A 25,874-nucleotide genomic window follows, 5' to 3' on the forward strand; every position below is an offset into this window, starting at 1 on the left:
GACGAAACGGGGTTTCCTCGAACAGTCCGAAACCGAGCAGTTCCGATCACAAACAGGAGCTCACGATGGCCGACCTGGCCTTCGTCGTCACCACGGTCGCCGTCTTCGCGCTGGTGGCCGTCATCGCCAAGGGGGTGGCGAAGCTATGACCATCGAGAACATCGTCGGCCTGATCATCGCCGTCGCCCTGCTGGGCTATCTCGTCCTCGCCCTTCTGTACCCGGAGAGGTTCTAGCCCCGACATGAGTTCCGTACTTGCCGGAGTGCTCCAGCTCCTGGCGCTGATCGTGGCGCTCGCCCTGGTGCACCGTCCCCTCGGCGACTACATGGCCCGGGTCTACTCCTCCGACCGGCATCTGCGGGTCGAGAAGTGGATCTACAAGGCCATCGGCGCGAATCCGAACACGGAGATGCGCTGGCCGTCCTACCTCCGCGGGGTGCTGGCCTTCTCCGCCGTATCGGTCCTGTTCCTCTATCTGCTCCAGCGGCTGCAGGGCGTGCTGCCGGGGTCCCTCGGCTTCCGGTCGATCGACCCGGACCAGGCGTTCAACACCGCCGCGTCCTTCGTCTCCAACACCAACTGGCAGTCGTACTACGGCGAGCAGGCCATGGGCCATGTCGTCCAGACCGGTGGTCTCGCGGTACAGAACTTCGTCTCCGCCGCCGTCGGAATATCGGTCGCTGTCGCGCTGGTCCGCGGCTTCGCCCGCGGCCGCACCGGTGAGCTGGGGAACTTCTGGGCCGACCTGGTGCGCGGGGTGGTCCGGATCCTGCTGCCGATCTCGGTGGTCGGCGCGATCCTCCTGGTCTCCATGGGAGCCATCCAGAACTTCGCGGGCATCCACGACGTCGGCCAGTTCACCGGCGGCAGCCAGCAGTGGAACGGCGGCGCGGTCGCGTCCCAGGAGGTCATCAAGGAGCTGGGCACCAACGGCGGCGGCTACTTCAACGCCAACTCCGCCCACCCCTTCGAGAACCCCAACCCCCTCTCCAACCTGCTGGAGATCTTCCTCATCCTGCTGATCCCGCTCTCGATCACCCGCACTTTCGGCCGGATGGTCGGCAACGTCCGGCAGGGGTACGCGATCCTCGGCACGATGGCGCTGATCTGGATCGGCTTCACGGCGCTGATGATGTGGACCGAGTTCGCCCACCAGGGCCCGGCCTTCCAGGAAGCGGGCGGCGCCTTCGAGGGCAAGGAGGTCCGGTTCGGCATCGGCGGCTCGTCGATCTTCGCGGTGGCCACCACCCTCACCTCCACCGGTGCCGTCAACAGCTTCCTGTCGTCGTTCACCGGCTACGGCGGCGGGATCGCGATGCTGGGCATGCAGCTCGGCGAGATCGCCCCCGGCGGTGTCGGCTCCGGCCTCTACGGCATGCTGATCATGGCGATCATCGCGGTGTTCATCGCCGGACTGATGGTCGGCCGCACCCCCGAATACCTGGGCAAGAAGATCGGCACCCGGGAGATCAAGCTCGCCGCGTGCTACATCCTCGTCACCCCGGCACTGGTCCTCACCTTCACGGCCCTGGCCGTCGCCCTGCCCACCCCGCCGGACTCGATGACCAACACCGCCGCCAACGCGGTCGCTGGCTCGGGCGCGCACGGTTTCTCCGAGATCCTGTACGCCTACACCTCCGGCGCCAACAACAACGGCTCCGCGTTCGCCGGGCTGAACGCCGACACCCAGTGGTACAACACCACGATCGGGCTCGCGATGCTCCTCGGCCGCTTCCTGCCGATGGTCTTCGTCCTGGCGCTCGCCGGGTCGCTGGCCGAGCAGAAGCCGGTACCGGCCACCGCCGGAACCCTCCGTACCGAGAAGCCCCTGTTCACCGGGTTGCTGGTCGGCACGATCCTCATCATCACCGGACTGACCTACTTCCCGGCGCTCGCGCTGGGCCCGCTCGCCGAAGGGCTTGCGTCATGAGCACGATAACTCCCACCAGGGCGCCCCACGCGGATGTGCCCTCCGGCCACAAGCCGCCCGACGGACGAGTCGGCGGGGGCCTCTTCGACCCCCGGCTGCTCCTCAAGTCCCTCCCCGACGCCCTGCGCAAGCTCGACCCGCGGGTGATGGTCAAGGCACCCGTCATGTTCGTGGTGCTGATCGGCTCGGTCCTGACCACCGGACTGGCCTTCACCGACCCCGGCGACTGGTTCGGCTGGGCGATCACCGGCTGGCTCTGGCTGACCGTCGTCTTCGCCAATCTGGCGGAGGCCGTCGCCGAGGGCCGCGGCAAGGCCCAGGCCGACACCCTGCGCAAGGCCAAGACCGACACCGTCGCCCGGCGGCTCACCGGAACGACCGAGGAGCGGGTGCCCGGGACCGATCTGCGGGTCGGCGACCGCGTCGTCTGCGAGGCCGGAGACATCATCCCCGGCGACGGCGACGTCGTCGAAGGCGTCGCCTCCGTCGACGAGTCCGCCATCACCGGCGAGTCCGCGCCCGTCATCCGGGAGTCCGGCGGCGACCGCAGTGCCGTCACCGGCGGTACGAAGGTGCTCTCCGACCGGATCGTCGTCGAGATCACCGCCAAGCCGGGCGAGACGTTCATCGACCGGATGATCGCCCTCGTGGAGGGCGCGGCCCGGCAGAAGACGCCCAACGAGATCGCCCTCAACATCCTGCTGGCATCGCTGACCATCGTCTTCCTGCTGGCCGTCGTCACCCTCAAGCCCTTCGCGGTCTACGCGGGCGCCGACGACCAGACCTCGATGGTGGTACTCGGCGCGCTGCTGGTCTGCCTCATCCCCACCACCATCGGCGCCCTGCTCTCCGCCATCGGCATCGCGGGCATGGACCGGCTGGTGCAGCGGAACGTGCTCGCCATGTCCGGCCGGGCCGTCGAGGCCGCGGGCGACGTCTCCACCCTGCTGCTCGACAAGACGGGCACCATCACCCTCGGCAACCGGCAGGCCGCCGAATTCGTTCCCGTGAGCGGCTGCACCGCCGCCGAACTCGCCGACGCCGCCCAGCTGTCGTCGCTCGCCGACGAGACCCCCGAGGGCCGTTCGATCACCGTCCTCGCCAAGGAGAAGTACGGGCTGCGCGAACGCCACCGCGGCGAACTGGCCGGGGCCGAGTGGATCGCCTTCACCGCCCAGACGCGGATGTCCGGCGTCGACGTCGACGGCCGCAAGATCCGCAAGGGCGCCACGGGTTCGGTGGTGAAGTGGGTACGCGAACAGGGCGGCACCGTCGCCGACGACGCCGACCGGCTCACCGACGAGATCTCCAACGCGGGCGGCACCCCGCTGCTCGTCGCCGTCGAGGACCGCGAAGGCGCCCGGGTCCTGGGCGTCATCCACCTCAAGGACGTCGTCAAGGAGGGCATGCGCGACCGGTTCGCCGAGCTGCGCCGGATGGGCATCAAGACCGTCATGATCACGGGTGACAACCCGCTGACGGCCAAGGCCATCGCCGAGGAGGCCGGCGTCGACGACTTCCTCGCCGAGGCCACCCCCGAGGACAAGATGGCCCTCATCAAGCGGGAGCAGGCGGGCGGCAAGCTGGTCGCCATGACCGGCGACGGCACCAACGACGCCCCGGCGCTCGCCCAGGCCGATGTCGGCGTGGCGATGAACACCGGTACCTCGGCCGCCAAGGAGGCCGGGAACATGGTGGATCTCGACTCCAACCCGACGAAGCTCATCGAGATCGTCGAGATCGGCAAGCAACTGCTGATCACCCGGGGCGCGCTGACCACCTTCTCCATCGCCAACGACGTCGCCAAGTACTTCGCGATCATCCCGGCGATCTTCACCGCCGCCTATCCCGGCCTCGACACGCTCAATGTGATGCGGCTGGACTCGCCGGAGTCCGCGATCCTCTCCGCGGTGATCTTCAACGCGCTGATCATTGTGGCGCTGGTACCGCTCGCCCTGCGGGGAGTGCGCTACCGGCCCATGAGCGCCGACCGGATGCTCCGCCGCAATCTCGCGGTCTACGGACTCGGCGGACTGATCGCCCCCTTCATCGGCATCAAGATCATCGACCTGCTCATCTCAGCGATCCCTGGCATCGGGTGACGACCATGAACACCTCTGTACGCACTACGGGCCGACTCATCGCGGCCGGGCTGCGAGCCCTGCTCGTCCTGACCCTCGTCCTCGGGGTGATCTATCCGCTCGCCGTCACCGGCGTCGCCCAGGCCCTCTTCAACGACAAGGCCGACGGCTCGGAGATCACATCCGACGGAAAGGTCGTCGGCTCGTCCCTCATCGGCCAGTCCTATCTGCTGCCGAAGGAGAATCCCGACGACCCCGATGAGGCCGCCCGGCCCGATCTGCGGTGGTTCCAGCCCCGGCCCTCCAACGGCCTCGGCACCAACCTGGTGAACACCCAGTACTCCCTCATCCTCTCCGGCGCCACCAACCGGGCCGGAAACAACACCGAGCTGATCCAGTGGGTGAAGGAGGCCAAGGCGGCGGTGATCGCCGACAACACCGCCAAGGGGTGGAAGCCCGCGCCCGGGGACGTACCGCCGGACGCCGTCACCTCCTCCGGCTCCGGACTCGACCCGCATATCTCGCCCGCCTACGCCGAACTCCAGATCCGCCGGGTCGCCGAACGCAACGGCCTCGGTGTGGAGTCCGTCGAGAAGCTGGTGAAGGACCACACCGACGACCGGATCCTCGGCTTCATCGGCGAACCGCGGGTCAACGTCCTCGAACTCAACGTGGCTCTGCGGGAATCGCTGAGCCGCTGAGCCGCCGAAGCCCGGTTCGCCGAGCCGCTGAGCGGCTGAGGCCCGGTTCGTCGAGCCGCCGAACGAGGCGCGACCCGGGGCGTGGTCCCCCGCCCCGGGCCGGGAGGCGGGCACCCCGGTGCCCGCCTGCCTCCCACCCGCCGCCGGGTGCCCGCACGGGCACCCGGCGGCGGGCGTGGCGCCGTCCATCCGCCGGACCGGCCCTAAACCCTTCGAGTCGGAGCCCGCCCGCCACTTAGGGTGGCGACCATGGGGATACGGCGATCCGACCTGGTGGAGACCCTCGGCGGCGGCATGGACCCGGGGATTCCCGACCGCCGGGGACCCGCCCGATACCTCGTCTGGACGGCCCGCCGGCAGTGGCCCCGGATCGTCGCGGGGGGCTGTTACGGCACCCTCTGGCTCGCCGGACTGACCTTCGTCCCCTACCTCCTCGCCCGCGCCGTCGACGACGGCCTGGAGAACGGCGACCGCGGCGCCACCACCGCCTGGGTCGGCGCGCTCCTCGCCACCGGCGCGGTCACCGCCGCCCTCGGCACCCTGCGCCACCGGACCATGACCCGCGTCCGGCTCGACGCCGCGTTCCGTACCGTACGCGTCGTCGTCCGGCACTCCACCCGGCTCGGCGCCGTCCTGCAACGGCGCGTCACCGCCGGGGAGATCGTCACCGTCGGCCTCGGCGACGCCGCCACCATGGCCAACGCCCTCACCTTCCTCGGCCCCGGTATCGGCTCCCTCATCGGGATCGGCGTCATCGCCGCGCTGCTGCTCGCCGTCTCCCCGGTGCTCGCCGCCGTCGTCCTCGCCGGAGTACCCCTCGTCGCCCTCTGCGTCGGCCCCCTCCTCGGCCGCCTCCAGGGCGCCGAGACCGCGTACCGCACCCGGCAGGGCGCGCTCGCCGCCCGCTTCGGCGACATCGCGGGCGGCCTGAACGTCCTCAACGCCGTCGGCGGCAAGCAGGAGTACGCGGCCCGCTACCGGCGCGGCTCACACGAACTGCGTACCGAGGGCTACCGCGTCGGCGCCGTCACCAGCTGGATCGAAGCCCTCTCCTTCGGCCTGCCCACCCTCTTCCTCGGCGCCGTGACCTGGCTCGCCGCCCGGATGGCCGCCCAGGGGCAGATCACCATCGGCGAACTCATCGCCGTCTACGGCTACACCGCCGTCCTCGTCATCCCCGTCACCTACTGCATCGAAGCCGGGGACGACGTCAGCCGGGGGCTCGTCGCCGCCCGGCGGGTCCTCCGCTTCCTCGACCTCGAACCCGACCCCGTCCACACCCGCGGCGCCCGCGCCGAACCGCCCGATGCCCCCGCGCCGCTGCACGACCCCGGCTCCGGAGTCACCGTGACCCCCGGCCTGCTCACGGCCCTGGTCTCCGACCGCACCGCCGAGACCGCCGTCGTCGCCGACCGGATCGGCCGCTTCATCCCCTCCGGCACCACCTGGGGCGGCGTCCCGCTCGGCGCCGTCGACCCCTCGGCCGTACGCGAGCGGATCCTCGTCGCCGACAACGACGCCGAACTCTTCGGCGGACCCCTGCGGGACGTCCTCGCCGGACGGGGCCTGCCCACCGAAGAGGCCGTCGCCGACGCCCTGCGGACCGCCCTCGCCCAGGACGTCGTCCGCGGCCTCCCCGACGGGCTCGACTCCCCGATCCGCGCCGGGGGCCGCAACCTCTCCGGCGGACAGCGCCAGCGGATCCGGCTCGCCCGCGCCCTCCTGGCCCACCCCGAAGTCCTCGTCGCCGTCGAACCGACGTCCGCGCTCGACGCCCACACCGAGGCCACCGTCGCCCGGCGGCTCGCCGGCGCCAGACGGGGCCGTACCACCGTCGTCACCACCACGTCGCCGCTCGTACTGGACCACGCCGACACCGTGTACTACCTGGTCGAAGGACGGGTCGCCGCGCGCGGAACCCACCGGGAGCTGCTGGCCGGACACCCCGGCTACCGGCGGCTCGTGGCGCGCGAAGACCCCGACGAAGAGCCAGCCGAGCCGGCCGAGCCGCACGAGCCGGCCGCCGCCCGTACCACCGGCACGGCGGAAGGAGCCCGATGAGCACCGGCACCACCTCCGCCCTGCCCGTCGCGTCCGGTGGCGCCGTCCGGCGGGCCGCCCTCCGGCTGATCCGCGCCGAACGGCGCGCCTTCACCGCGACCCTGATGATCAACGTGCTCGCCGCCGCCGCGGGACTCGCCGCCCCCTGGCTCGTCGGCCGGATCGTGGACGAGGTCCGCGACGGCGCCGGAACCGGCACCGTCGACCGGCTCGCCCTCGCCATCGTGGGCTTCGCCGCCGCCCAGCTCCTCCTCGTCCGATGGGCCCGCCTCATCGGCCACCGCTTCGGCGAACGGGCCGTCGCCCGGGTCCGCGAGGAGTACGCCGAACGCGCCCTCGCCGCCCCCGCGTCCGTCGTCGAACGCGCCGGGACCGGCGATCTCACCACCCGCGGCACCACCGATGTGGCCACCGTCGGCATCGGACTGCGCGACGCCCTCCCCGACGTCCTCGTCAACGGCGTCCAGGCGCTCTTCCTCATCGGCGCCGTCTTCGCGCTCGGCCCCCTGCTGGGCGCCGTCGGCCTGCTGAGCCTGATCGGCGTCTGGCTGGTCACCCACTGGTATCTGCGCCGGGCCAAGAGCGCCTACCACGACGAGGGCACCGCCAACTCGGTCCTCGCCGAAGAGCTCGCCGCGACCGCCGGCGGCTCCCGGACCGTGGAGGCCCTCGGCCTCCAGCAGGTGCGGATCGACGCCGCCGAGACCGCCGTACGCGGCTGCGTCCGCACCCGGCTGCGCACCCTCTACCTGCGCTCCGTCCTCTTCCCCGGCGTCGACATCTCGTATCTGCTGCCGGTGGCCGCCGTCGTCCTGCTGGGCACCGTCCTCGTGGACCGCGGCACCGTCACCCTCGGCGCCGTCGTCGCCGCCGCCCTCTATCTGCGCCAGCTCGCCCAGCCGCTGGACGCCGTCCTCATGCGCCTCGAACAACTCCAGAGCGCCGGTGCCGCCTTCGCGCGCGTCGAAGGGCTCGGGCTCCTGCCGCGCACGGACCAGGGACCGCCCGCGCCCGAACCCGACGGGGACCGGATCGAGATCCGGGGCGCGCACTTCGCGTACGACGGCGGCGACGACGTGGTGCGCGGCGTCGACCTGACCGTACGACCCGGTGAACAACTCGCCGTCGTCGGCCCGTCCGGGGCCGGGAAGACCACCCTGGGACGGCTGCTCGCGGGCCTCGACACCCCCCGCGCCGGATCGGTCACGGTCGGCGGGGTCCCGGTCGCCGCCCTCGACCCGGCCCGGCTCCGGCGCCATATCGCCCTCGTCACCCAGGAACACCACATCTTCCTCGGCACCGTCCGCGACAATCTGCGGATCGCCGCGCCCGACGCCGGCGACACCGAGCTGACCGCCGCCCTCGCGGCCGTGGGCGCCGACTGGATCGCCGGCCTCCCCGCCGGACTCGACACCGAACTCGGCCCCGGCGGCCACACCCTCGACGGCGCCCGCTCCCAGCAGCTCGCCCTCGCCCGCGTCGTCCTCGCCGACCCCCACACCCTCGTCCTGGACGAGGCCACCGCCCTCCTCGACCCCCGCACCGCCCGCCACACCGAACGCGCCCTGGCCGCCCTGCTCACGGGCCGTACCGTCATCGCCGTCGCCCACCGCCTCCAGACCGCCCACGACGCGGACCGGGTCGCGGTCATGGAGGACGGCCGGGTGACGGAGCTGGGCACCCACGACGAACTGGTGGCGGCGGGCGGCGCGTACGCGGCGCTCTGGGAGTCGTGGCACGGCGGCGACAGCCGCTGACCCGGGCCGGCCGGGAGTTCGTCGCCGGGGGCCGGTTCCTGCATCCCGCCCATCGGGCATTGGCCCTCGTCCACGTCCTGATCCCGAACAGTTCATGCACATCCCTCACCCAGGTCGAATCGATGAGCGCGGAGTGTCATCAGATGGGCAGCGGGCTGGGGTACTCCTGGCTGGTGAGGCCGATGAGGAACGCGGTGTTGGCTTCCACGTTGTGTCCGAGGGCGATCCCGTGGTGGGGGAGCTTGGACAGTCGCCGGACGAGGTCGTCGCGCTGTGCCCGGCTGCTTTCGGTGCCGGCGGGGACGAGCCCGAAGATGTCCGGGTAGCGGTCTTCTGTTCCTGCGGTGAAGAAGTCGGCGGCGTCCAGAGCCCGGCCGTCGTCAAGGACGGCCGGGTTCTCGCCCGTACGGATGCGGGGGAAGAGGATGCGGGAGGCCCGGCCTTCGGTGGCCAGCGGCATTCCGAGCCACCTGTCGATCTGGTCGGGGAAGAACTGGGGCTTGAGTTCCTTGCCCTTCTCGTTCCACAGGGGTTCGCGGGCGTCGGAGGTGAGGGCGTCGGTGACACGCTGGTGCTGAGTGGGATGCAGTCGTTCGCCCGCGAGGACGCGGCCCCGAACGGCGTCGTAGAGGCCGAGCGCGTCCAGGAGACCGAGCCCGACGGCGGCGGCGGCGGGCCAGGGCAACACCCTCACGCCGCCTTCCTCGGGGCGTACGAACACCCGGTCGTTGGCCAGGAGCCGCCATCCGGCTCGGGCCAGCAGCAGGGCCGTGGTGGTCTTGCCCGCTCCCTTCCCGCCGAGGGCGAGCACGGTGTGGTCGTCCTTCACGGCGGCGGAGGCATGGAGGATCGTCCAGCCGTCGGCCAGGAGCTGGGAGCGCAGGAGCTCGCGGGCGAGGCGGGCGGCGGCGGTGGCCACTGGGGTGTCCTCGCCTCCGGCGATCCGCATTCGGCGTTCGCCGGGCTGGTAGCGGAAGGCGAGATCGTGGCCGGGCTGGGCGGCTGTCACCGTGCCGTCGCTCCCGCGCCGGTGGACCATGGCCGCTCCGGCGTACTCGGCACTCTCGTGCGGGTGGTCGAGTACGTCACGGGTCAACTGGGAGAGTTCTGCCGCGTCCACGTCTGCGGCCACGACCGGCCCGGTGGCGGGGCCGCTGAACTCGGCGGCGTTCCACCAGGAGCCGAAGTACCGCTGGGACCAGGCCGGGATGGACAGGACGTCGCTGGTCACGGTCACGGCGCGATCGGCCGTGGTGATCCGGGTGGCGTACGGGTTCACGGGGCGGTGTCTCCTTCGATGCAGTGCTGGATCTTCTGGTAGGCGGTGCGGGTCTTGCGGTCGGCGTCCGCCAGCAGACGCGTCTCGACGGGATCGAGACCGGCCGGGATCACGGTGGGCCTGCCCCCGGTGAACCGCAACGGGGTTCCCAGGCAGGAGCCGTCGGGATTGACGACGGAGAGTTCCACCACTGTGTCCACCAGGCCCAGGGCCGCGGTGAGCGCGGTGAGGACCGCCCCTGCGGGGCCGGAGCGGGCCCGGCCGAGCCCCGCGTTGATCCGGCGGGGGCGGGCGGTCAGTTCCTCGTGGATGTTCCGCAGGGGGATGGCGGCCGGAAGGCCGCCGACGCGGGTGGCGGTGGCGCACACCACCGCGTGGTCGCCGTGCTCGCCGACCACCCGGCCTTCCACCGACGTGACGGGCACGGCGAGAAGGTTGGCGAGGGCGAGGCGGTAGCGGGCGCTGTCGGTGCCGGAGCCGACGCCGTAGACGCGGGCTGCGCCGGAGGCTTCGGCAAACAGCCGGGTCATCACGTCGACGGGGTTGGTGACAACGATCGCCGCCCCGGTGTATCCGGTGAGCCGGCGACCCAACGAGGCGATCAAGGGCGCGTTCGCCGTGAGCCCGGCCATGCGGACGTCGCGTTCGGCGGTGTTGGTGAACTTCGCCCTCGGACAGATCACCAACGCGTCGCAGCCGCGCATGGCGGACACGTCGGTGGTCTCGACCCGGACGGGGGAGGCGATGACCTGGGCCATGTCGTCCAGGTCGGTGACGAGCGCTTCGGCGGAGCGGTCGCTGCCGGAGGCGATCAGCAGCTTCTCGCACCATCCGGCCGCAGTAATCAGGGTGGCGACCGTGTGGCCGACGGCCCCGGCGCCGATGATCCCCACCGTCCCGATACGGCGGTTCACCGGCCGGCCGCCGTCGCCGCGTGGTCCAGGGTGAGCCGCCACAGAGCCGGGCCGTCGGTCTTCGTCTCCAGGGCCGCGGAGGTCCGCTCCAGCATCGCGCAGACCGCGTCCGCCCGCCCGATGACCGCTCGGGCGTGCTCGGGCAGCGGCAGCCCCTGGGGGGCGGTGAGGTAGGTGGTGAGGATGTTCACGGTGTCCATCAGCCACAGGACCACCAGCTGACGCAGCCAGTCGGCGCGTTCAGTGCGGGTCATGCTGCCGGTGGCGCTGTCGGTGAACTGGCCGATCCCGCCCACCACCGCACGTGACCCGGCCTCGTGGGGCGGCACGGCCACCAGATGGAGGACGAGCCGGGAGATCAATTTGCCCAGGTCCATGGCCGGATGCCCCAGCGACAGGCCCGGGTCGAGAAACGCCGGACGGCCGTCGCCGCCGTCGGGGAGAAGGGCGTGCTCGGGCTTCAGGTCTCCGAAGATCACATCCCTGTGGGAACCCGTGAGGACTCCCCGCAGCTTCAGCAGCCGAGAGATCACCGCCTGGAGGACGGGAGCGACGTCGCCCGCCAGGGCGATGTAGGAGGCGGAGCTGATGCCGTTGAACTTGCGGGCGAAGGTCGCCTGAACCGAGCGTTCCGGGATGGCCGCCGCCGTCGCCAGGGCCCTGGTGTCCGGCCGGTCCAGTGCGTCCAGTTCACGTACGACCGTGGCCAGGAGTTCGGCGGTTCGGTGCGGCTGCTTGACGACCAGGTCGGCCAGCGTGGGCCCGTTCACCGGCTCGGTGAACAGCACGCCGCCCGCATAGCCGGCGACCCTCGGAGCCCCCAGGCGGGCGGTGTGCAGGATGCTGTACTGGATCGTCTCCCGCTCCAGCAGCCCGCCCGGGGAGGCGGTGTAGGCGGCCTGTCGGGCCTTGACCTCGGCCCAGTCGCCGCACGCGCCGCGCAGCACGGAGACGAGCGAGACGCCCAGCAGGGACACCTTCGCGAACAGCGGTCGGTCGTCCACCTCGATGCGGTGGACGTAGGCGGTCACGGACGGGATGTGCGGGCCGAAGTGGATGGTCGCCCCCGGCCACAGGCCGACGGCGGTGTGCTCGATCCAGTCGCCGGCGTAGGTCATGACATCGGCCGGAGCCGGAACAGAGGTGGGCACAGCACACTCCTTCAACGAAGGGGAGGACGGTTGGGGTTCAGCGGGACTCGGGGCCGATATCGGGGGCCGATATCGGTGTCGGGTGGCCGGTGTCGAGCGCTTCGGCGGCCTCAGCTCGCAGGTCCCGGGCGGGAGCGGCCAAACCGAGCACGGCGAGGACGGCGGACGCCCATGCCCCGATTGATGCGGCCTGGTCCCGGGCGGTGCCCCCGGGGCTGCCCGCCGCCCTGATTTCCTCTCGTGGTCACCGGTGCCTCCGTCTCCTCGCAGGAGTGGCGCAGCGACCCGTCAACGGTTCCGCTGCCGTGGGGACGCCCGGTGCCCACGCCCGTTCCTGCGGGGTACCGGTCGACGGAAATCCACTCAACTGCCCGGCCTCCGGACACGGGAGGCCCCACGATGTAACCCCGCGTAGTCCTGCGTAACCCACAGGCGAGAGGGCCGGACGGCCATGGCACATGACGGAAATCGTCGCATCGACCATCTCATCCGCGACGCATGCGAGGAGCGTGGGTGGGGCCCTTCCAAACTGGCCAGAGAGCTGGGCATCGCGGCAGGCCAGGGCCCGGACGGCATGAGCCGTCAGTACGCGCGGAAGCTGCTGAGCGGTGACCGTACTCCCGGAGAGCACTGGAGGCCGTACGTCCTCCAGGTCTTACAACTGGATCAACAGGCCGAAACCTCGGCCCGGATTCCCCATTCCGTCGATACCGTGGATTCGATCCTGGCCCTGGGGAGGAACGAAAGCGTGGACCGTCGCAGGTTCTTCACCGTCTCAAGCGGCGGGGCCCTATCCTTCCTCGGCGTCCCCGACGCCGAAGCCATCACCCGCCGCGTCCACGCCGCCAGGAACGGCGTCAAAGTCGGCCACGGCGAGGTTGAGGCTGTCTGGCAGATGGCCCAGGTTCTGGGAGCCAACTCCGCTGAGTACGGCGGTGGCCACGTCCGTCACCTGGCGGTCAGCTACCTCATTCACAACGTCGGCCCCTGGCTTCAGGGCCGTTACACCGAAGCCACCGGCCGTGCACTGTACGCGGCCACCTCACGACTCGCGCACCTCATCGGCTGGATGAGCCAGGACCAAGACGATGAAGCCGCCGCCCGCGACTACTACGTCCACGCCTACCGGCTCGCCGACGAGGCCGGCGAGGAAGAACTCGCCGCTACCGCCCTGCGCGGTCTCACCGCACAGGCCATGGAACTCGGTCCCCGCCACCGTGCCAGGGCCCTGGCCCTGGCGGAGGGATGCGTCGCGCGGGCCAAGGGGATCAACGACCTGCGGGCACGGGCCTACTACGAAATCACCCTCGCCGAGGCCGCCGCCCTCGACGGTGACCACCGCCTCGCCACCCGCACCCTGGCCTCATCCCAGACGCACATCGAACACAACCCCGACGCGCCCTCCGGCACCTCCTGGGCCTCCCACTTCACCATCGGCCGCTGGTCCCACGTCTCCGGCATGATCCTCGCCCATATGGGAGACCTGACCAGTGCCCGGACCCAGCTCCACCAGGCCCTCGATGTCCATGGCCTGGACAGCCGCCGCAGCCGCGCCAACGTCCTCGGCCAACTCGGTGCACTCCACCTTCGCCAAGGCGATCTCGACAGTGCGCTCACCGTCTGGACCCAGTTCCTGGACGCCGCCGAGGGCGTTCAGTCCACCCGCGTACGGGACTCCGCCGAGGACCTGCGCGTCCGCCTCGCCCGCTATCCCGACGACACGGACGCACAAAACCTCGCCGAACGCGCAGCCGCCCTCCTGGCCCGGCAGCCCTGAACACAGCCGGGATACCCGAGCCCCGGGGAACTCCGGTCCCTGCGTCAGCCGTGGACGATTTTGACGGTCGTGACAATGAGAACGGGCGGTCCGGCGACGTCGTAGCGCACGATCGCGCCCCGATGGTGGCTGGCCTCCGGTCCTTCTCCTCGGGGGAGTCGGCCGGGCTGGATCCGTGCCCATACGGGTCGCGGGCCGGCGTCCTGGCCATCGCGGCCTCGAACTCCACCAGCTTCTCGCCGCCCAGGACCGCGCGGACGCCCCCTCTGCTCGACGGGATCTCCACGCGCCTCCCGGCCAGAGGGATGTTCCACACAGGCCCCGCGCCCTCGGTCATGCCCGGCCCTCACTTCACGAAGGCAGCCAAGCCCTCACGGTAGGACTCGGTTCGCCCGGCTCAGTCCCGTTGTCCCGAGCCGATCGCGTCCACCAGGGCGGCGAGCGCGTCGGCCAGGGCGTCGAAGCCGTCGTTCGGGGGGCCGCCCGGTTCGGTCATATAGAGGTCGCGGCGGATCTCGATCATCAGACCGGTCACCCTCGGGTCGCCGTAGTACTCCAGGGGCACATACGTCCCGGCGAAGGGCGTGTTCGGAGCCGTACCGCCGAAGCCGTCGAACGCCCGCTCCGCGGCGGCGACCAGCCACGGCGGGGAGTGCCGCGGGTCCGTGCCCAGACAGACGGGCGGGCGGGGGCCGTCGCCGTGGAGTTCGTACGGGAGGCGGGCGCTCGGGTACGAGTGGACGTCGATCACCACCGCGTGCCCGGCCGCCGCGATCCGGGCCGTGACCGCGCCGGTCATGGCGCGGGCGTACGGCTCGAAGTACCGGCGCACCAGCGGGCCCGGGTCCGTGTCGGCGGGGCGCAGCGGCTCGCGGTGGGTGGTACGGGTGTAGACCGCGCCCATCCCGACCGCCAGCATCTCCTCCCGCTCGTCCGGGAACCGCTCGGGGTCGACCACCAGCCGGGAAAGACCGTTGACGAACAGCCACGGAGCCCGGCCCGCGCCGCGCCCGGCGGCGGCCTCGGCGAGCGGGGCCGTATGGGCGTCCGTGATGTGGTCGAGTTCACGGGCCAGCGCCGCGTCGTCCAGCAGGACGGACGCGCGGGCGTCCGGCGGGATCGTCCGGGACGAGTGGGGGACGTGTAGCAGCACCGGCGAGTCCGGCGCTCCCGCGACCAGGCGGTACGGCTCCGGACTCACGAGGGTCCCTCCGCGGCGCCCCGGACGACGGGATCCTCGGCCGCGACCGGGTCCTCGACGGTGACCGGCTCCTTCGCGAGCGGGTCGCACTCCTCCGAAGCCGGCGCGGGCACCGGAACGGGCGCGGGCGCATTGTCCACGAACCGCAGCAGAAACGGCTCCGTCCAGCGCGCGGCCAGCGGGCCCAGGATCACCAGGATGAGGACGTAGGCGGTCGCGATCGGGCCGATCCTCGGCTCCGACGCCACCGCGAGACCCGCGATCACGATGGAGAACTCGCCGCGCGCCACCAGCGCGCCGCCCGCCCGCAGCCGTCCCTTGGGGCCGATGCCCGCGCGGCGCGCCGCGTACCAGCCGGTGCCGATCTTGGTGGCGGCCGTGACGACCGCCAGCAGCAGGGCGGGCAGCAGGACCGGCGGGATCTCGGTCGGATCGGTCGACAGACCGAAGAAGACGAAGAACACCGCGGCGAACAGGTCCCGGAGCGGGGTCAGCAGCTTGCGGGCGCCCTCGGCGACCTCGCCCGAGAGCGCGATACCGACGAGGAACGCGCCGACGGCCGCCGACACCTGGAGCTCCTGCGCGATACCGGCGACCAGCAGCGTCAGCCCCAGCACCACCAGGAGCAGCATCTCCGGGTTGTCGGAGTTCACGGCCCGGCTGATGACCCGGCCGTGGCGGAGCGCCAGATACAGCACGATGCCGACCGTTCCGAGCGCGATCAGCAGGGTGACGCTGCCGCCCGCGAGACCGACACCCGCGAGGAGGGCCGTCAGCAGCGGCAGATAGACCGCCATCGCCAGGTCCTCCATGACGAGGATGCCCAGGACGACCGGGGTCTCCCGGTTGCCGAGCCGCTCCAGGTCCGTGAGCACCTTGGCGATCACACCGGACGAGGAGATCCAGGTGACGCCCGCCAGGGCGACCGCCGCGACAGGACCCCAGCCGAGCAGCAGCGCCGCCGCCGCGCCGGGGATCGCGTTCAGGGCGAAGTCCACCAGGCCCGAGGGGTACTGCGTCTTCAGACTGCCGACGAGTTCGGAGGCGCTGTACTCCAGACCGAGCAGCAGGAGCAGCAGGATCACGCCGATCTCGGCGCCGACGGCGACGAAGTCCTCACTCGCGCTCATCGGCAGCAGCCCGCCGGTCCCGAACGCCAGCCCCACCAGCAGATACAGCGGGATCGGGGAGAGCCCGATCCGGCCCGCGAACCGGCCTATGAGCCCGAGCCCGAGGATGATGGCCCCGAGTTCGATCAGCAGTGTCGTGGTGTGGTGCACGGCTCAGCCTTCCGCGATGATCTCGGCGAGGGCGTCGACGCCCTCGCGGGTGCCCACGGCGACCAGGGTGTCCCCGAGGGCGAAACGGAAGTCGGGACCGGGCGACGGGTGGGCCCCCGTACGGCGCAGGACGGCGACGATCGAAGCGCCGGTACGCGCCCGGGCCCGGGTTTCGGCGAGTACTTCGCCGATGTAGGGCGAGCGGGTACCGATCTGGATGTGCTCGGTCACCAGGTCGATGCCGTCGGTACGGACGGCGTCGATCGGCGCCGGGTCGATCAGGTGCGCGACCGCCGTGGCCTCGGCGGCGGAGAGGGGGACCTCCACCACACAGGCGTCGGGATCGTCCGACTTGTAGAAACCCAGGAACCGGCGGCCGTCGTGATGTACGACGACGGAGATGTGCCGACCCGCCTCGGTCGTGAAGTCGTATTGCGTACCGACTCCCGGCAATGAGGTCCGACGGGTGCCCATGGTCGCCTCCCGGGGCGTGACAGAGCCGCCCGCGGGCCGCCGCGCGCTACACGCGGGACCGTCGAGCGGCCGAAAAGTGTGCTGAACGAACGCATTTTACGGTGTACGCGGTCCGGCGCGCCGGGCGCCGGTGTGACGGTCCGGCGAACAGGTCGTCCGGGACATGTACGGGAGGCTGCCGAACTCGGGCACGGCGGTCCCCCCGTCCGCCGCGCCGGACACGGCCCCGTGCTCCAGGGGCGCGGGGAACCGCGCGACAAGCCACGCACGGTCCGCGGACCGCCGTCATGGCTCGGGCGCCGGGCGCTCCCGGGCGTTTCGTGCGGTGCGGGCGGCCCGTCGCGGGGCGCGGGCCCGGGCGGCGGCGCGCGCCCCGCGGCGGAGGGCCGGCCCCGTCAGGCGCGGCCCCCCGGCGGCAGCGCGTCGATCGCCGCCGAGACGCGGTCCCAGGTCTCCTTGTCGCGTTCCAGTGGCGGGAGTTCCGCCGGGGCGGGGCCGTCGGCGGCCCAGGCGCGGGAGATCGCGACCGGGTCGGCGCCGGACGCGGCCGAGTGGGCGAGGGCCGCCGCGCCCAGGGCCGTCAGGTCCGCAGCGGCGGGCACGATCAGGGGACGGCCGGAGAGCCGGCGTACCGTCTCCCGCCAGTGCCGGCCCCGGGCGCCGCCGCCGATCAGGCGGAGGGGGAGGGCCGCCGTGTCCGGGGCGGACGGGTCGAGGCCGCAGGCCGTGAGGACCTCGTCCAGGGCGCGCAGGACCGTCACCACCGCGCCCTCGTACGCGGCGCCCAGGATCTGCTGACGGGTCGTGGCGTGGCGCAGGCCGGTCAGCAGCCCCGAGGCACCGGGCAGATCGGGGGTCCTTTCGCCGTCGAGGTACGGCAGCAGGACCAGGTCGCCGCCCGCCTCGGCCGCTTCCCGGCCCAGACCGAGCAGGGTCGCGATCCGGTCCACGGCGAGGGTGCAGTTCAGGGTGCAGGCCAGCGGGAGATACGTACCGTCCGTCGCCGCGAAGCCGGAGAGCGCCGGGGTCACGGGCCTGACGCGGGTGGCCGCGTACACCGTGCCGGACGTCCCGAGGCTCAGGACGGGACGGTCGAGGAGCCCGGCGTTCCCGAGCCCGAGCCCGACCGCCGCCGCCATGTTGTCCCCGGTGCCCGCCGCGACGGCGATCCCCCGGGGCAGCCCGAGGAACTCCGCGGCGGCGGTGGTGAGGGAGCCCGCCCGGGTGCCGCCGGTCGGCGCGACCTCGGGCAGCAGGGCCGGGTCGAGGCCGATGAGGGCGAGGAGTTCCGGGTCGTACGTGCCCGTGCCGGTCGCGTACCAGCCGGTGCCCGACGCGTCGCCGGGATCCGTGACCGCGGCGCCGCACAGCCGCTCGGTGAGGAAGTCGTGGGGGAGCCGTACGGCCGCCGCCGCGGCCACCGATGCCGGTTCGTGCTCCGCCAGCCAGCGCCACTTCGCGGCGGTGAGCGCCGCCACCGGAGCGGACCCGGTCCGCCCGGCCCAGCCGTCCGCCCCACCGTCGAAGGCCCCGGCCAGCGCCGCCGCCTGCGGGGCGGACCGGGTGTCGTTCCACAGCAGGGCCGGACGTACCGGACGTCCCGCGCCATCGAGGACGACCAGCCCGTGCTGCTGGCCCGCCACGCCGATACCGGTCACCGCCGACGCCCGGACACCCGACTCCGCGAGGCCCTGCGCGACGGCGTCCCGCAGGGCCCGCCACCACCCCTCCGGGTCGCTCTCCCGGGCGCCCGCGCCGCCGGTGACCTCGTGCGCGGCCCGACCGACCGCCAGTACCTCACCGCTCGCCGCGGCCGTGATCACCGCCTTCGCCGACTGGGTCGAGCTGTCCACACCGATGACCACGGGCTGAGCGGGCATCGCTCCACCTCTCCGCATGCGATCTATTTGAATTTTCGGCGAACAAATTACGCCAATCTCCGGCTGAGCGACAGATGTTGTACCCCTATCGCGTGCGGCGGCCCCTGTGCATCATTAGTCAATGAACTGAACAAACATCCCTTCACTCTCGCGATCGAAGGCGGCCAGAGCCATGACACCAGCCAGGACAGCAGCCGGCGGAGGGTACGCCCCGACCCCGGCCGACCGGTTCAGCTTCGGCCTGTGGACGGTCGGCTGGCAGGGCCGGGATCCCTTCGGCGACGCCACCCGGCCCTCCCTCGACCCGGTCGACACCGTGCACCGCCTCGCCGACCTGGGCGCCTACGGCGTCACCTTCCACGACGACGACCTCATCCCCTTCGGCGCCTCCGACCTCCAGCGGGAACGCCGGGTCAAACGCTTCCGCACGGCCCTGGACGACACCGGCCTCATCGTCCCCATGGCCACCACCAACCTCTTCACCCACCCCGTCTTCAAGGACGGCGCCTTCACCGCCAATGACCGCGACATCCGGCGGTACGCGCTCCGCAAGACGATCCGCAATATCGACCTCGCCGCCGAACTCGGGGCCCGGGTCTATGTCGCCTGGGGCGGGCGCGAGGGCGCCGAGTCCGGCGCCGCCAAGGACGCCGGCGCCGCCCTCGACCGGCTGAAGGAGGCGTTCGACCTGCTCGCCGAGTACGTCACCGAACAGGGCCTGCCCCTGCGGTTCGCCGTCGAGCCCAAGCCCAACGAACCCCGCGGCGACCTCTTCCTGCCCACCGTCGGCCACGCCCTCGCCTTCATCGAACGGCTGGAGCGCCCCGGCCTCTTCGGGGTGAACCCCGAGGTCGGACACGAACAGATGGCCGGACTGAACGTCCCGCACGGCGTCGCCCAGGCCCTGTGGGCGGGCAAACTGTTCCATATCGATCTCAACGGCCAGAGCGGCGTCAAATACGACCAGGACCTCCGCTTCGGCGCAGGCGACCTCCGCTCCGCCTTCTGGCTGGTCGACCTGCTGGAGACGGCGGGCTACGAAGGCCCGCGCCACTTCGACTTCAAACCGCCGCGCACCGAGGACGCGGACGGTGTGTGGGCCTCCGCCGCCGGATGCATGCGGAACTATCTGATCCTCAAGGACCGGGCCGCCGCCTTCCGGGCCGACCCCCGGGTCCGGGACGCGCTGCGCGCCGCGCGACTGGACGAACTCGCCGTTCCCACCGCCGCCGACGGACTCGACGAGCTGCTGGCGGACCCGTCCGCGTACGACCTCTTCGACGTGGACGCGGCGGCGGAACGCGGCATGGCCTTCGAGGAGCTGGACCAACTGGCCCTCGACCACCTCATCGGCGCGGCCTGAGGCCGCCGAACGCCTCCGGGCTCCCGGGGCCGGGCCCGCATCAGGCCCGGCCCTCGGGCGGTCAGCCGACGGGGGCGCGGCCCGAGTACGCCAGCGGATCCGTCAGAACGTCCTGGACGACCAGACCGGCCGCGCCCCGGACCGCGTCCGTCGACGGCGAGGAGGCCCGCAGCCGCGCGGCGGCCACCGGCCACAGACCGGAGACCACCCGGCCCGCCAGCTCACGGCCCGCGGGCGGGCCGAGCCAGGGACTCAGCGGGCGGTAGATGCCGCCGAGCACCACCGCGTCCGGGTCGAAGAGATTGACCGCGCCCGCGACCACCCGGCCCAGCATGGTGCCCGCCCTGGCCAGGGCGGTCAGGGCCCGCTCGTCGCCCGCCCGGGCGCGGTGCGCCAGTTCGGCGACGGCCGTGGCACCGTCGGACTCGTCGAGACCGGCGGCCCGCAGCAGCGCCGACTGGCCCGCGTACTGTTCGAGACAGCCCCGGGAGCCGCAGCGGCACTCGGGGCCGTCCGGCGCCACCACGGCATGCCCGATCTCCCCGGCGAAACCGTGCGCGCCGCGCAGCAGTTCGCCGCCGAGGACCAGGGCGCCGCCGACCCCGATCTCCCCGCTGAGATAGAGGAACGTCCGGGCGTCCCCGAGCCCCCCGAACCACAGCTCGGCGAGCGCCGCCAGATTGGCCTCGTTCTCGGCGCGCACCGGGAGCACGGGCAGCCGGGGGCGCTGGGTGGCCAGGGCGTCGGCGAACAAGCTCTCGGCGGGGACCCGGTTCCAGCCGAGATTGGGCGCCGAGCGGACCGTACCGGAGGCGACGAGTCCGGGGAGGGCGAGCGCCGCGCCGACCGGGTGCAGATCCTGTTCGGCGGCGGAGGCCAGGGCGCGGGCGGCGATCCGGGCCGCACGGGCCAGGACCCGGGCCGGCGCGGCGCCGCGGTTGTCGAGGTGCTCCACCAGCCGGACCCGGTCCGTGCCCGCGAGATCGACCACGCAGACGGAGACGTAGTCGACGTTGATCTCGACACCGAGTCCCGCGAAGCCGGTCCTGGCCACCTTCAGTACGGTCCCCGGCCGCCCCGCCTGACCGCTGAAGGTCTTGCCCGACTCGGAGAGGAAACCCGCCTCCAGCAACTGCTCGACCAGGGACGAGATCGCGGCCCTGGTGAGGCCGGAACGGGCGGAGACCCCGGCGCGGGTGGTCTCCCCGGCGTCGCGCACCGCGCGCAGGACGAGGCTCAGATTGTGGCGGCGTACGGTGTCGCGCCCCGCCTTGGGCTCCAGCGGATCACGGCCGGGCCGCCCGGCCGTACCGGGCGAAGGGCGGTTCCCGGCGGACCCGCCCCGGTCGCCCCGGTCGGCGGGACCCCCGGCGGACGGGGATACGGGGACGGGTGCCCCCGGAACCGGGACGGCGGGCGGCCGGGGGGAGGAGGGCGCCGGGAGTTCGGCCGGACGCGCTCCCGGGTGGCCGGTCCGCGCGGGCCGCGCGGCTCTGTCCATACGGCGTCAGCCCTGGGATCCGCGGTAGCCCAGCGACGCCTCGATACGGCCCGCGAGCCCGTCGCGCCGGTGGGAGCCGCGTCCGGTGGAACCGCGGCCGGCGAGCCAGGGGCGGCAGCGGCTGCCGAGGAGCAGGCCGAAGCTCTCCGCCTCGTTCTCCTCGCACTGGTCGAAGCGGGTCCGCGCGGCGACCGAGAGGACCGTGTCCCGCAGATCCGTGTCCCCGGAGAGCAGCCGGGCGGCGACCGCGGCGCCCTCGACGTGGTGCGAACGGTGGTCCGCTTTCATATGCCACAACTCATGACCGAGGATGACGAGTTGATGATCGGGCGCGGTCCGTTCCTCGATCACGATCAGATCCCGGTCGGTCATGTCGAGCCAGAGCCCGCTCGCGGTCCCGGACGGGAAGGCGGCCGTACGGACCAGGACCGGGCGGCCCCGGTGGGTGCTCATCCCCGCGCACAGGGCCGCGTAGAGGTCGGCGGGTTCCGCGGGCGCGGGCAGGTCGATCGCGGCCACCAGTTCGCCGCAGAGCCGACGCATCTGCTTGGCAATGCCCATCGTGCTCCTCTCCTCCTCGGCGCCTGTCGTTGCCGGTCGATCCTCGTCGTCGTGCCCGCGTGTCGTGTGCCGCGTGTCGTGTACCGCTTACCGCTTGCCGCTTGCCGGGTGCCGCGTGCCGTCGGCTGCGCCGCGCTCACACGGGGTACCGGCCGGTCGCCGGTCGCCCCTCGCATCCTCGCGCGAACCGGGCCGGTGCTGAAGTCAGGTTTCCGTCTGGTTCGGGCCGCCGGATGCGCCGGATCCGGCCGATTCGCTCCGCCCGGTCGGCTTGACGCTCTCCAACAGCATGTCGAGCCACTCGGTGACCTTGTCGCGGTGCTTGTCCGTGGGGAGTTGCGCGGCCCGCCAGGCGATCCCGCGCACCCCGTGGTCGAGCAGCAGCCGCTCCAGCGGATCGCCCTCCCCGGCGAAGTCCGTCAGCAGCCGCTGCTCGGTTCTGAGGAGGGCGTCGTTGAGCGCCTGGGTGTCGTCGGCGGTGAGGAATCCGGCATGGACCCCGAAGAACCGCTGGATCGCGTCGCAGTGCTCCATCGTCGGACGGCGGTCGCCGTTGATGAGGGCACCGGCCTGCTGTCGTGACATCCCCGCGCCGTCGGCGATCTCCTGCTGGGTGTAGCGGCGTCCGTTCGGCTTCAGCCGGGTGCGGCGGAGCAGGTCGAACCGCTGGAGGAAGCGTGCCTGAAGATCGGCCTCCCCGGCCGGGCGCCCTTCGAGGAGGGCGGCGGCCGTGTCGGCGGGGACACCGGAGGCCTCCGAGAGCTGATGGACGTCGAAGACCTCGCCGTGGCTCAGTCCGAGTCGGTCCGCGAGTTCGGCGACCCGGGAGACGGAAGCCGCCAGAGTGTCGGCGGCTGCCGGACCCGGAACCGAGAAGCCGTCTGTCACCAGTAGGTCTCCTAGATCACGCGAGAGGGCTCCGCACACAGTTGGCTGCCCGGAGATTAACGGTTTCGCGGGCGGGCAACCAGCTTTTGCCACAGCTGTGGCGAGATTCGAGCGGTCGGGGGCGCGGAATGCCACGATAGTTGACATGCTCTGCTGGGCAGGAGCAGGATCGCAGGGGCGGGGCGAAGATCGATGACGCCGCCGCAGCGGGAAGTTCGAGAAGGGTGGCGTTCTCGATGACACATGAGACGGGGGGCAACCGTCCTGGTGTCCACGGGCGTCGGGGATGCACGGGGTCCGGGAGCGGCCGGGGCAGTCTGCGGTCGCGGAGATTCGCCGATCTGGTCCGGGGACGCCGCGAGGAACTGGGCCTGAGCGAGGCCGATGTGGCGGCCAGGCTGGACATCAGCACCGGCACCTACGGCACCTGGGAGCGCACTCCGGCCCACGAGTGGACCGAGGAGCGGCTCCACGCGCTGGTCAAGGCGCTGGAGATGACGGACCAGCAGGGCGGCTGGCTGTTCCGGCTGGCCGTCGACCGCGAGATGCCGGCCCCGACCCAGCCGCCGGCCCGTAAGGACGTCCTGCCGCTGGGGCCCGCGCGCCCCTCGGGCGCCGCCTTTCCGCGGCGTACACCGGTCGGACCGCTGCTGCCCTTCCCGCCGATCACGTCCCCGCCGCCGCGATCGGTGCCGACCCCGCCCGCCGACCCCGCGACCCAGGCATATCTGCGGGACTACGCGGCGATGATGGACGCGGTCCCGCTGCCTTCGGTCCTCTTCGACCGGCGCTGGGACGTGGCGCACGCCAACCCCGCCTTCCAGGAGCTGTTCCGCGGGGTCGGGGAACACCCGACGGCGATGCCGGACCAGAACTTCCTGCGGTTCGTGCTCTTCCACCCGGACGCCGGGGCCGTGCTGGGCGACCGCGAGACCAGCTGGTGCCTGCCGCTGCTCGCCCAGCTGGAGACGGCGCTGGAGCAGTACGCCGACGACGGTGTGCTTCAGGCCATTCGCCGGGACATCGAGGACGACCCCATCATGGACGCGGCCTTCCGCAGCGGACTGCCGCACTGGGTGCGCGCGACCGGCGCCGCCGCCGTCCATCACGACGGCGCCGTCCGTACGGTCCACCACCCCGACCCCCGCTGGGGCCGGGCGGAGTGCCGCATCGTGGACGAGACACCGGCGACCCTGGAGGACTGCGGGTTCACCCGGATGACCCTGGTGATGCGGGAGTACCGCGCGCCGGGCGCGCCGGACGCCCGCCGGAAGAAGTCCAAGACGCATCTGCGCGCGGTGGGCGGCGCCTGACGGGCCCCGGCCCTTCGGCCCGTTGCCCGGCCCCCGCCCGACGCCCCGGGATCGGTCACGGTACGTCACCGAGGCCGAAAATATCCGGAATTGGACGTTCCGAGAAGTGCGGGCCTTGTCAGGCCGGGGCGCTGCCACCAACATGACCGCATGTCCCAGCGATGTCCCGCCGCGGCGGCGGACGATCCGGCCGGTTCCGGCGGTACCCGCCGCGAACCCGCGCCCATGAGCGCGGCCTTCTTCCCCGTGACCGCCGGCCGGGCCGCCGGCGGGACCGGCCGCGCGGCGTGTGCCACGCCCGTACCGCAGCGGTGAGTGCCCGTGCCCGCGGCCGCCGCTCGGCGTCCGGTTCCCCGGTGCGGGACCGGGACGGGTCGGGCTCGTCCGAGGAGCCGTACAGAGCGGCTTTCCCGGCAGTGCCTGCCGTCCCGGCTTTCCCGGCCGTCCCTGTCGTCGTCCGGGCCGCCCCGGCCGTCCCGGTCCGCCCGCCCGTAGCGCCGTCGGCTCCCGGCGCCCCGGGGGCGCGGTACGGCCGACTTTGTGGAGGCCCGGGCCCCTGTCTTCCCCAAGCAGAGGCCCGGACCTCTCCCCCTTCCCCATTTCCCCCGTTTTCCCCCTTCGCCCCGGTGTCCCGTGCTGTCGCGGGCGACATCGTCGCCCGGACCGGGTCACCGGAACGAAGCCACGGCCCATTCCGCGGCGAGCACCAGGGCGACCCCGGCGCCGAGGACCGCCGTGGCGACTCTGGTCCGTCCGGCCTTGCTGAGCACCAGCGCGCTGCCCGACATGATCAGCGCGACACCGTAGAAGCCCATCGTCAGTACCGAGTGCGTGCTGCCGAGCCGCAGGGCGAGAACCGCCCCCACCGCGACCATGATCACGGTGGAGAGGACGACCCGTACCCGGCGAGCCTGGCGTGGTGTGAGCCCCTGTCGTTCGGGGACCGAATTGGCTTCCGACATGCGCGAAAGCCTATCCGTCCGCCCTTCGGCGGGAGGCTCGGTGACCGGATCCGCGGTGATCACGGCCGGTTCCGGCTAGCCCCGCCCACCGGCGTCGCCCCACAGGGGCGCGATACCGGTGAGCCGGCAGGCCGGCGGATGGCGGGGAAGGGATGGTGTGTAGGGACTGTTGTCGTCGGGCCGGTGGAGGGTCGCTTCCTGCCTCAGCACGGGCCCTCCGTTCCCCGGGGGAAGGAGACCCCGTACGGAATGTGCGTATGCGCCAGTTCGGCCCATACCGTACGGCCGCTGCCGTGCAGGGCCGAGTGCGCGCCCCACGCGTGGGAGACCGCCTCCACGAGCAGCAGTCCCCGGCCGCGTTCCTCGGCCTCGCGCGAGTGGCACACCTGCGGGCCCGAGGGCGCGCAGCCCTGGTCCCGCACGCTGATCCGCAGGTGCTCCACCCCGTTGAGCAGTTCGCAGGCGACCAGATGGCTGCCGCTGTGCACCACGGCATTGGTCACCAGTTCGGATATCACCAGCATGGCGGTGTCGTGCGTGTCACCGCCGATACCCCAGCAGCGCAGCCGGTCCCCGGTGAGCTGGCGGGCTCTCGAAACGTATTCGACGCGCGCCGGGAGCTCGAAGCCGTACCGATGGTGGTCGGCCTCCGAGCACGGATCCAGGAGTGGGGCGTGGCGCGTGTCGTGGTTCACAACCAACACTGTCGCGCTGCAATCGACATTTTGGCAAGGGTCACTGTGAATTTTTCAGAGTGGGCATATTCAGCGACACTGGGTGCGTGGCAGACTGCACGCAT

General features: G+C 72.2%; 22 protein-coding genes. 10 read left to right on the forward strand and 12 right to left on the reverse strand.

The genetic code is table 11. The features are described 5' to 3' along the window. Positions 1 to 145 precede the first annotated feature (145 nt). From kdpF to ACFXG1_RS04905, 6 genes are all read left to right on the forward strand, one after another. Entirely contained in the window at positions 146 to 235 is a 90-nt protein-coding gene (gene kdpF, locus ACFXG1_RS04880; protein ID WP_384711519.1) for a K(+)-transporting ATPase subunit F, read from the forward strand. A 7-nt stretch (positions 236 to 242) separates the two neighbouring features. After that, a complete protein-coding gene (gene kdpA / locus ACFXG1_RS04885; protein WP_384741034.1) occupies positions 243 to 1,931 on the forward strand; it encodes a potassium-transporting ATPase subunit KdpA in 1,689 nt (562 codons plus the stop codon). Beyond that, entirely contained in the window at positions 1,928 to 4,033 is a 2,106-nt protein-coding gene (gene kdpB, locus ACFXG1_RS04890; RefSeq protein ID WP_384711525.1) for a potassium-transporting ATPase subunit KdpB, read from the forward strand. Before kdpA ends, kdpB begins: the two co-directional genes overlap by 4 nt. A gap of 5 nt (positions 4,034 to 4,038) precedes the next feature. Beyond that, positions 4,039 to 4,713: a potassium-transporting ATPase subunit C gene (locus tag ACFXG1_RS04895; protein ID WP_384711528.1), complete on the forward strand. Its 675-nt coding sequence runs from the start codon at positions 4,039 to 4,041 to the stop codon at positions 4,711 to 4,713. A 249-nt stretch (positions 4,714 to 4,962) separates the two neighbouring features. After that, the gene (locus tag ACFXG1_RS04900) at positions 4,963 to 6,774 is read left to right on the forward strand and encodes an ABC transporter ATP-binding protein (protein ID WP_384741039.1); all 1,812 of its coding nucleotides are present in this window, start codon (positions 4,963 to 4,965) and stop codon (positions 6,772 to 6,774) included. Next, complete coding sequence (locus ACFXG1_RS04905; protein ID WP_384741042.1) at positions 6,771 to 8,531, forward strand: ABC transporter ATP-binding protein; 1,761 nt, start codon at positions 6,771 to 6,773, stop codon at positions 8,529 to 8,531. Before ACFXG1_RS04900 ends, ACFXG1_RS04905 begins: the two co-directional genes overlap by 4 nt. A gap of 139 nt (positions 8,532 to 8,670) precedes the next feature. On the opposite strand, the gene ACFXG1_RS04910 is transcribed toward ACFXG1_RS04905, so the two are convergent. From ACFXG1_RS04910 to ACFXG1_RS04920, 3 genes are read right to left on the reverse strand one after another with little or no spacing between them, the layout of a single operon-like run. Next, positions 8,671 to 9,810 (reverse strand): hypothetical protein, encoded by a 1,140-nt coding sequence (locus ACFXG1_RS04910; protein ID WP_384741045.1) that lies wholly within the window; start codon positions 9,808 to 9,810, stop codon positions 8,671 to 8,673. After that, positions 9,807 to 10,724 (reverse strand): NAD(P)-binding domain-containing protein, encoded by a 918-nt coding sequence (locus tag ACFXG1_RS04915; RefSeq protein WP_384741048.1) that lies wholly within the window; start codon positions 10,722 to 10,724, stop codon positions 9,807 to 9,809. Before ACFXG1_RS04915 ends, ACFXG1_RS04910 begins: the two co-directional genes overlap by 4 nt. Continuing rightward, positions 10,721 to 11,875, reverse strand: a complete 1,155-nt coding sequence (locus ACFXG1_RS04920) for a hypothetical protein (protein WP_384714712.1) — start codon at positions 11,873 to 11,875, stop codon at positions 10,721 to 10,723. The genes ACFXG1_RS04915 and ACFXG1_RS04920 overlap by 4 nt, the downstream gene beginning before the upstream one ends. Before the next feature lie 748 nt (positions 11,876 to 12,623). Here ACFXG1_RS04920 and ACFXG1_RS04925 point away from each other — a divergent pair. Next, positions 12,624 to 13,652, forward strand: a complete 1,029-nt coding sequence (locus tag ACFXG1_RS04925; protein WP_384741051.1) for a tetratricopeptide repeat protein — start codon at positions 12,624 to 12,626, stop codon at positions 13,650 to 13,652. A 397-nt stretch (positions 13,653 to 14,049) separates the two neighbouring features. Here ACFXG1_RS04925 and ACFXG1_RS04930 read toward each other — a convergent pair whose 3' ends face one another. The 4 genes from ACFXG1_RS04930 to xylB form a co-directional block, all read right to left on the reverse strand. Then, positions 14,050 to 14,853: an N-formylglutamate amidohydrolase gene (locus ACFXG1_RS04930; protein WP_384714718.1), complete on the reverse strand. Its 804-nt coding sequence runs from the start codon at positions 14,851 to 14,853 to the stop codon at positions 14,050 to 14,052. After that, complete coding sequence (locus ACFXG1_RS04935) at positions 14,850 to 16,133, reverse strand: cation:proton antiporter (RefSeq protein WP_384714721.1); 1,284 nt, start codon at positions 16,131 to 16,133, stop codon at positions 14,850 to 14,852. The genes ACFXG1_RS04930 and ACFXG1_RS04935 overlap by 4 nt, the downstream gene beginning before the upstream one ends. A gap of 3 nt (positions 16,134 to 16,136) precedes the next feature. After that, positions 16,137 to 16,607, reverse strand: a complete 471-nt coding sequence (locus ACFXG1_RS04940) for a cation:proton antiporter regulatory subunit (protein ID WP_384741055.1) — start codon at positions 16,605 to 16,607, stop codon at positions 16,137 to 16,139. A 395-nt stretch (positions 16,608 to 17,002) separates the two neighbouring features. Continuing rightward, the gene (xylB, locus tag ACFXG1_RS04945) at positions 17,003 to 18,487 is read right to left on the reverse strand and encodes a xylulokinase (protein WP_384741058.1); all 1,485 of its coding nucleotides are present in this window, start codon (positions 18,485 to 18,487) and stop codon (positions 17,003 to 17,005) included. A gap of 172 nt (positions 18,488 to 18,659) precedes the next feature. Here xylB and xylA point away from each other — a divergent pair, with 172 nt between their 5' ends. Next, entirely contained in the window at positions 18,660 to 19,850 is a 1,191-nt protein-coding gene (xylA, locus tag ACFXG1_RS04950; RefSeq protein ID WP_384741061.1) for a xylose isomerase, read from the forward strand. A gap of 61 nt (positions 19,851 to 19,911) precedes the next feature. Here xylA and ACFXG1_RS04955 read toward each other — a convergent pair whose 3' ends face one another. From ACFXG1_RS04955 to ACFXG1_RS04965, 3 genes are all read right to left on the reverse strand, one after another. Further along, entirely contained in the window at positions 19,912 to 21,351 is a 1,440-nt protein-coding gene (locus tag ACFXG1_RS04955) for an ROK family protein (protein WP_384741064.1), read from the reverse strand. A 6-nt stretch (positions 21,352 to 21,357) separates the two neighbouring features. After that, positions 21,358 to 21,894, reverse strand: a complete 537-nt coding sequence (locus ACFXG1_RS04960; RefSeq protein ID WP_384741133.1) for a toxin-antitoxin system, toxin component — start codon at positions 21,892 to 21,894, stop codon at positions 21,358 to 21,360. Between the two features lie 222 nt (positions 21,895 to 22,116). Beyond that, positions 22,117 to 22,800: a helix-turn-helix domain-containing protein gene (locus ACFXG1_RS04965; protein ID WP_384741067.1), complete on the reverse strand. Its 684-nt coding sequence runs from the start codon at positions 22,798 to 22,800 to the stop codon at positions 22,117 to 22,119. A 236-nt stretch (positions 22,801 to 23,036) separates the two neighbouring features. On the opposite strand from ACFXG1_RS04965, the gene ACFXG1_RS04970 reads away from it, so the two are divergent. Both ACFXG1_RS04970 and ACFXG1_RS04975 read left to right on the forward strand, forming a co-directional pair. Continuing rightward, positions 23,037 to 24,113 (forward strand): transcriptional regulator, encoded by a 1,077-nt coding sequence (locus ACFXG1_RS04970; protein WP_384741070.1) that lies wholly within the window; start codon positions 23,037 to 23,039, stop codon positions 24,111 to 24,113. 150 nt (positions 24,114 to 24,263) lie between these two features. After that, entirely contained in the window at positions 24,264 to 24,428 is a 165-nt protein-coding gene (locus tag ACFXG1_RS04975; RefSeq protein WP_384741072.1) for a hypothetical protein, read from the forward strand. Between the two features lie 353 nt (positions 24,429 to 24,781). Here ACFXG1_RS04975 and ACFXG1_RS04980 read toward each other — a convergent pair whose 3' ends face one another. Beyond that, positions 24,782 to 25,075 (reverse strand): hypothetical protein, encoded by a 294-nt coding sequence (locus ACFXG1_RS04980; RefSeq protein WP_384721792.1) that lies wholly within the window; start codon positions 25,073 to 25,075, stop codon positions 24,782 to 24,784. A gap of 203 nt (positions 25,076 to 25,278) precedes the next feature. Continuing rightward, entirely contained in the window at positions 25,279 to 25,770 is a 492-nt protein-coding gene (locus ACFXG1_RS04985) for an ATP-binding protein (protein ID WP_384721786.1), read from the reverse strand. Positions 25,771 to 25,874: the final 104 nt, after the last annotated feature.

Source organism: Streptomyces sp. NPDC059248 (assembly GCF_042753905.1).
Taxonomy (GTDB): Bacteria; Actinomycetota; Actinomycetes; order Streptomycetales; family Streptomycetaceae; genus Streptomyces.

Excerpts from the sequence above, each read along its gene's own strand:
- kdpF (WP_384711519.1), top strand. The coding sequence starts at position 146 with ATGACCATCGAGAACATCGTCGGCCTGATCATCGCCGTCGCCCTGCTG.
- kdpA (WP_384741034.1), top strand. The coding sequence starts at position 243 with ATGAGTTCCGTACTTGCCGGAGTGCTCCAGCTCCTGGCGCTGATCGTG.
- kdpB (WP_384711525.1), top strand. The coding sequence starts at position 1,928 with ATGAGCACGATAACTCCCACCAGGGCGCCCCACGCGGATGTGCCCTCC.
- ACFXG1_RS04895 (WP_384711528.1), top strand. The coding sequence starts at position 4,039 with ATGAACACCTCTGTACGCACTACGGGCCGACTCATCGCGGCCGGGCTG.
- ACFXG1_RS04900 (WP_384741039.1), top strand. The coding sequence starts at position 4,963 with ATGGGGATACGGCGATCCGACCTGGTGGAGACCCTCGGCGGCGGCATG.
- ACFXG1_RS04905 (WP_384741042.1), top strand. The coding sequence starts at position 6,771 with ATGAGCACCGGCACCACCTCCGCCCTGCCCGTCGCGTCCGGTGGCGCC.
- ACFXG1_RS04940 (WP_384741055.1), bottom strand. The coding sequence starts at position 16,607 with ATGGGCACCCGTCGGACCTCATTGCCGGGAGTCGGTACGCAATACGAC.
- xylB (WP_384741058.1), bottom strand. The coding sequence starts at position 18,487 with ATGCCCGCTCAGCCCGTGGTCATCGGTGTGGACAGCTCGACCCAGTCG.
- xylA (WP_384741061.1), top strand. The coding sequence starts at position 18,660 with ATGACACCAGCCAGGACAGCAGCCGGCGGAGGGTACGCCCCGACCCCG.
- ACFXG1_RS04955 (WP_384741064.1), bottom strand. The coding sequence starts at position 21,351 with ATGGACAGAGCCGCGCGGCCCGCGCGGACCGGCCACCCGGGAGCGCGT.
- ACFXG1_RS04960 (WP_384741133.1), bottom strand. The coding sequence starts at position 21,894 with ATGCGTCGGCTCTGCGGCGAACTGGTGGCCGCGATCGACCTGCCCGCG.
- ACFXG1_RS04970 (WP_384741070.1), top strand. The coding sequence starts at position 23,037 with ATGACACATGAGACGGGGGGCAACCGTCCTGGTGTCCACGGGCGTCGG.
- ACFXG1_RS04975 (WP_384741072.1), top strand. The coding sequence starts at position 24,264 with ATGTCCCAGCGATGTCCCGCCGCGGCGGCGGACGATCCGGCCGGTTCC.
- ACFXG1_RS04980 (WP_384721792.1), bottom strand. The coding sequence starts at position 25,075 with ATGTCGGAAGCCAATTCGGTCCCCGAACGACAGGGGCTCACACCACGC.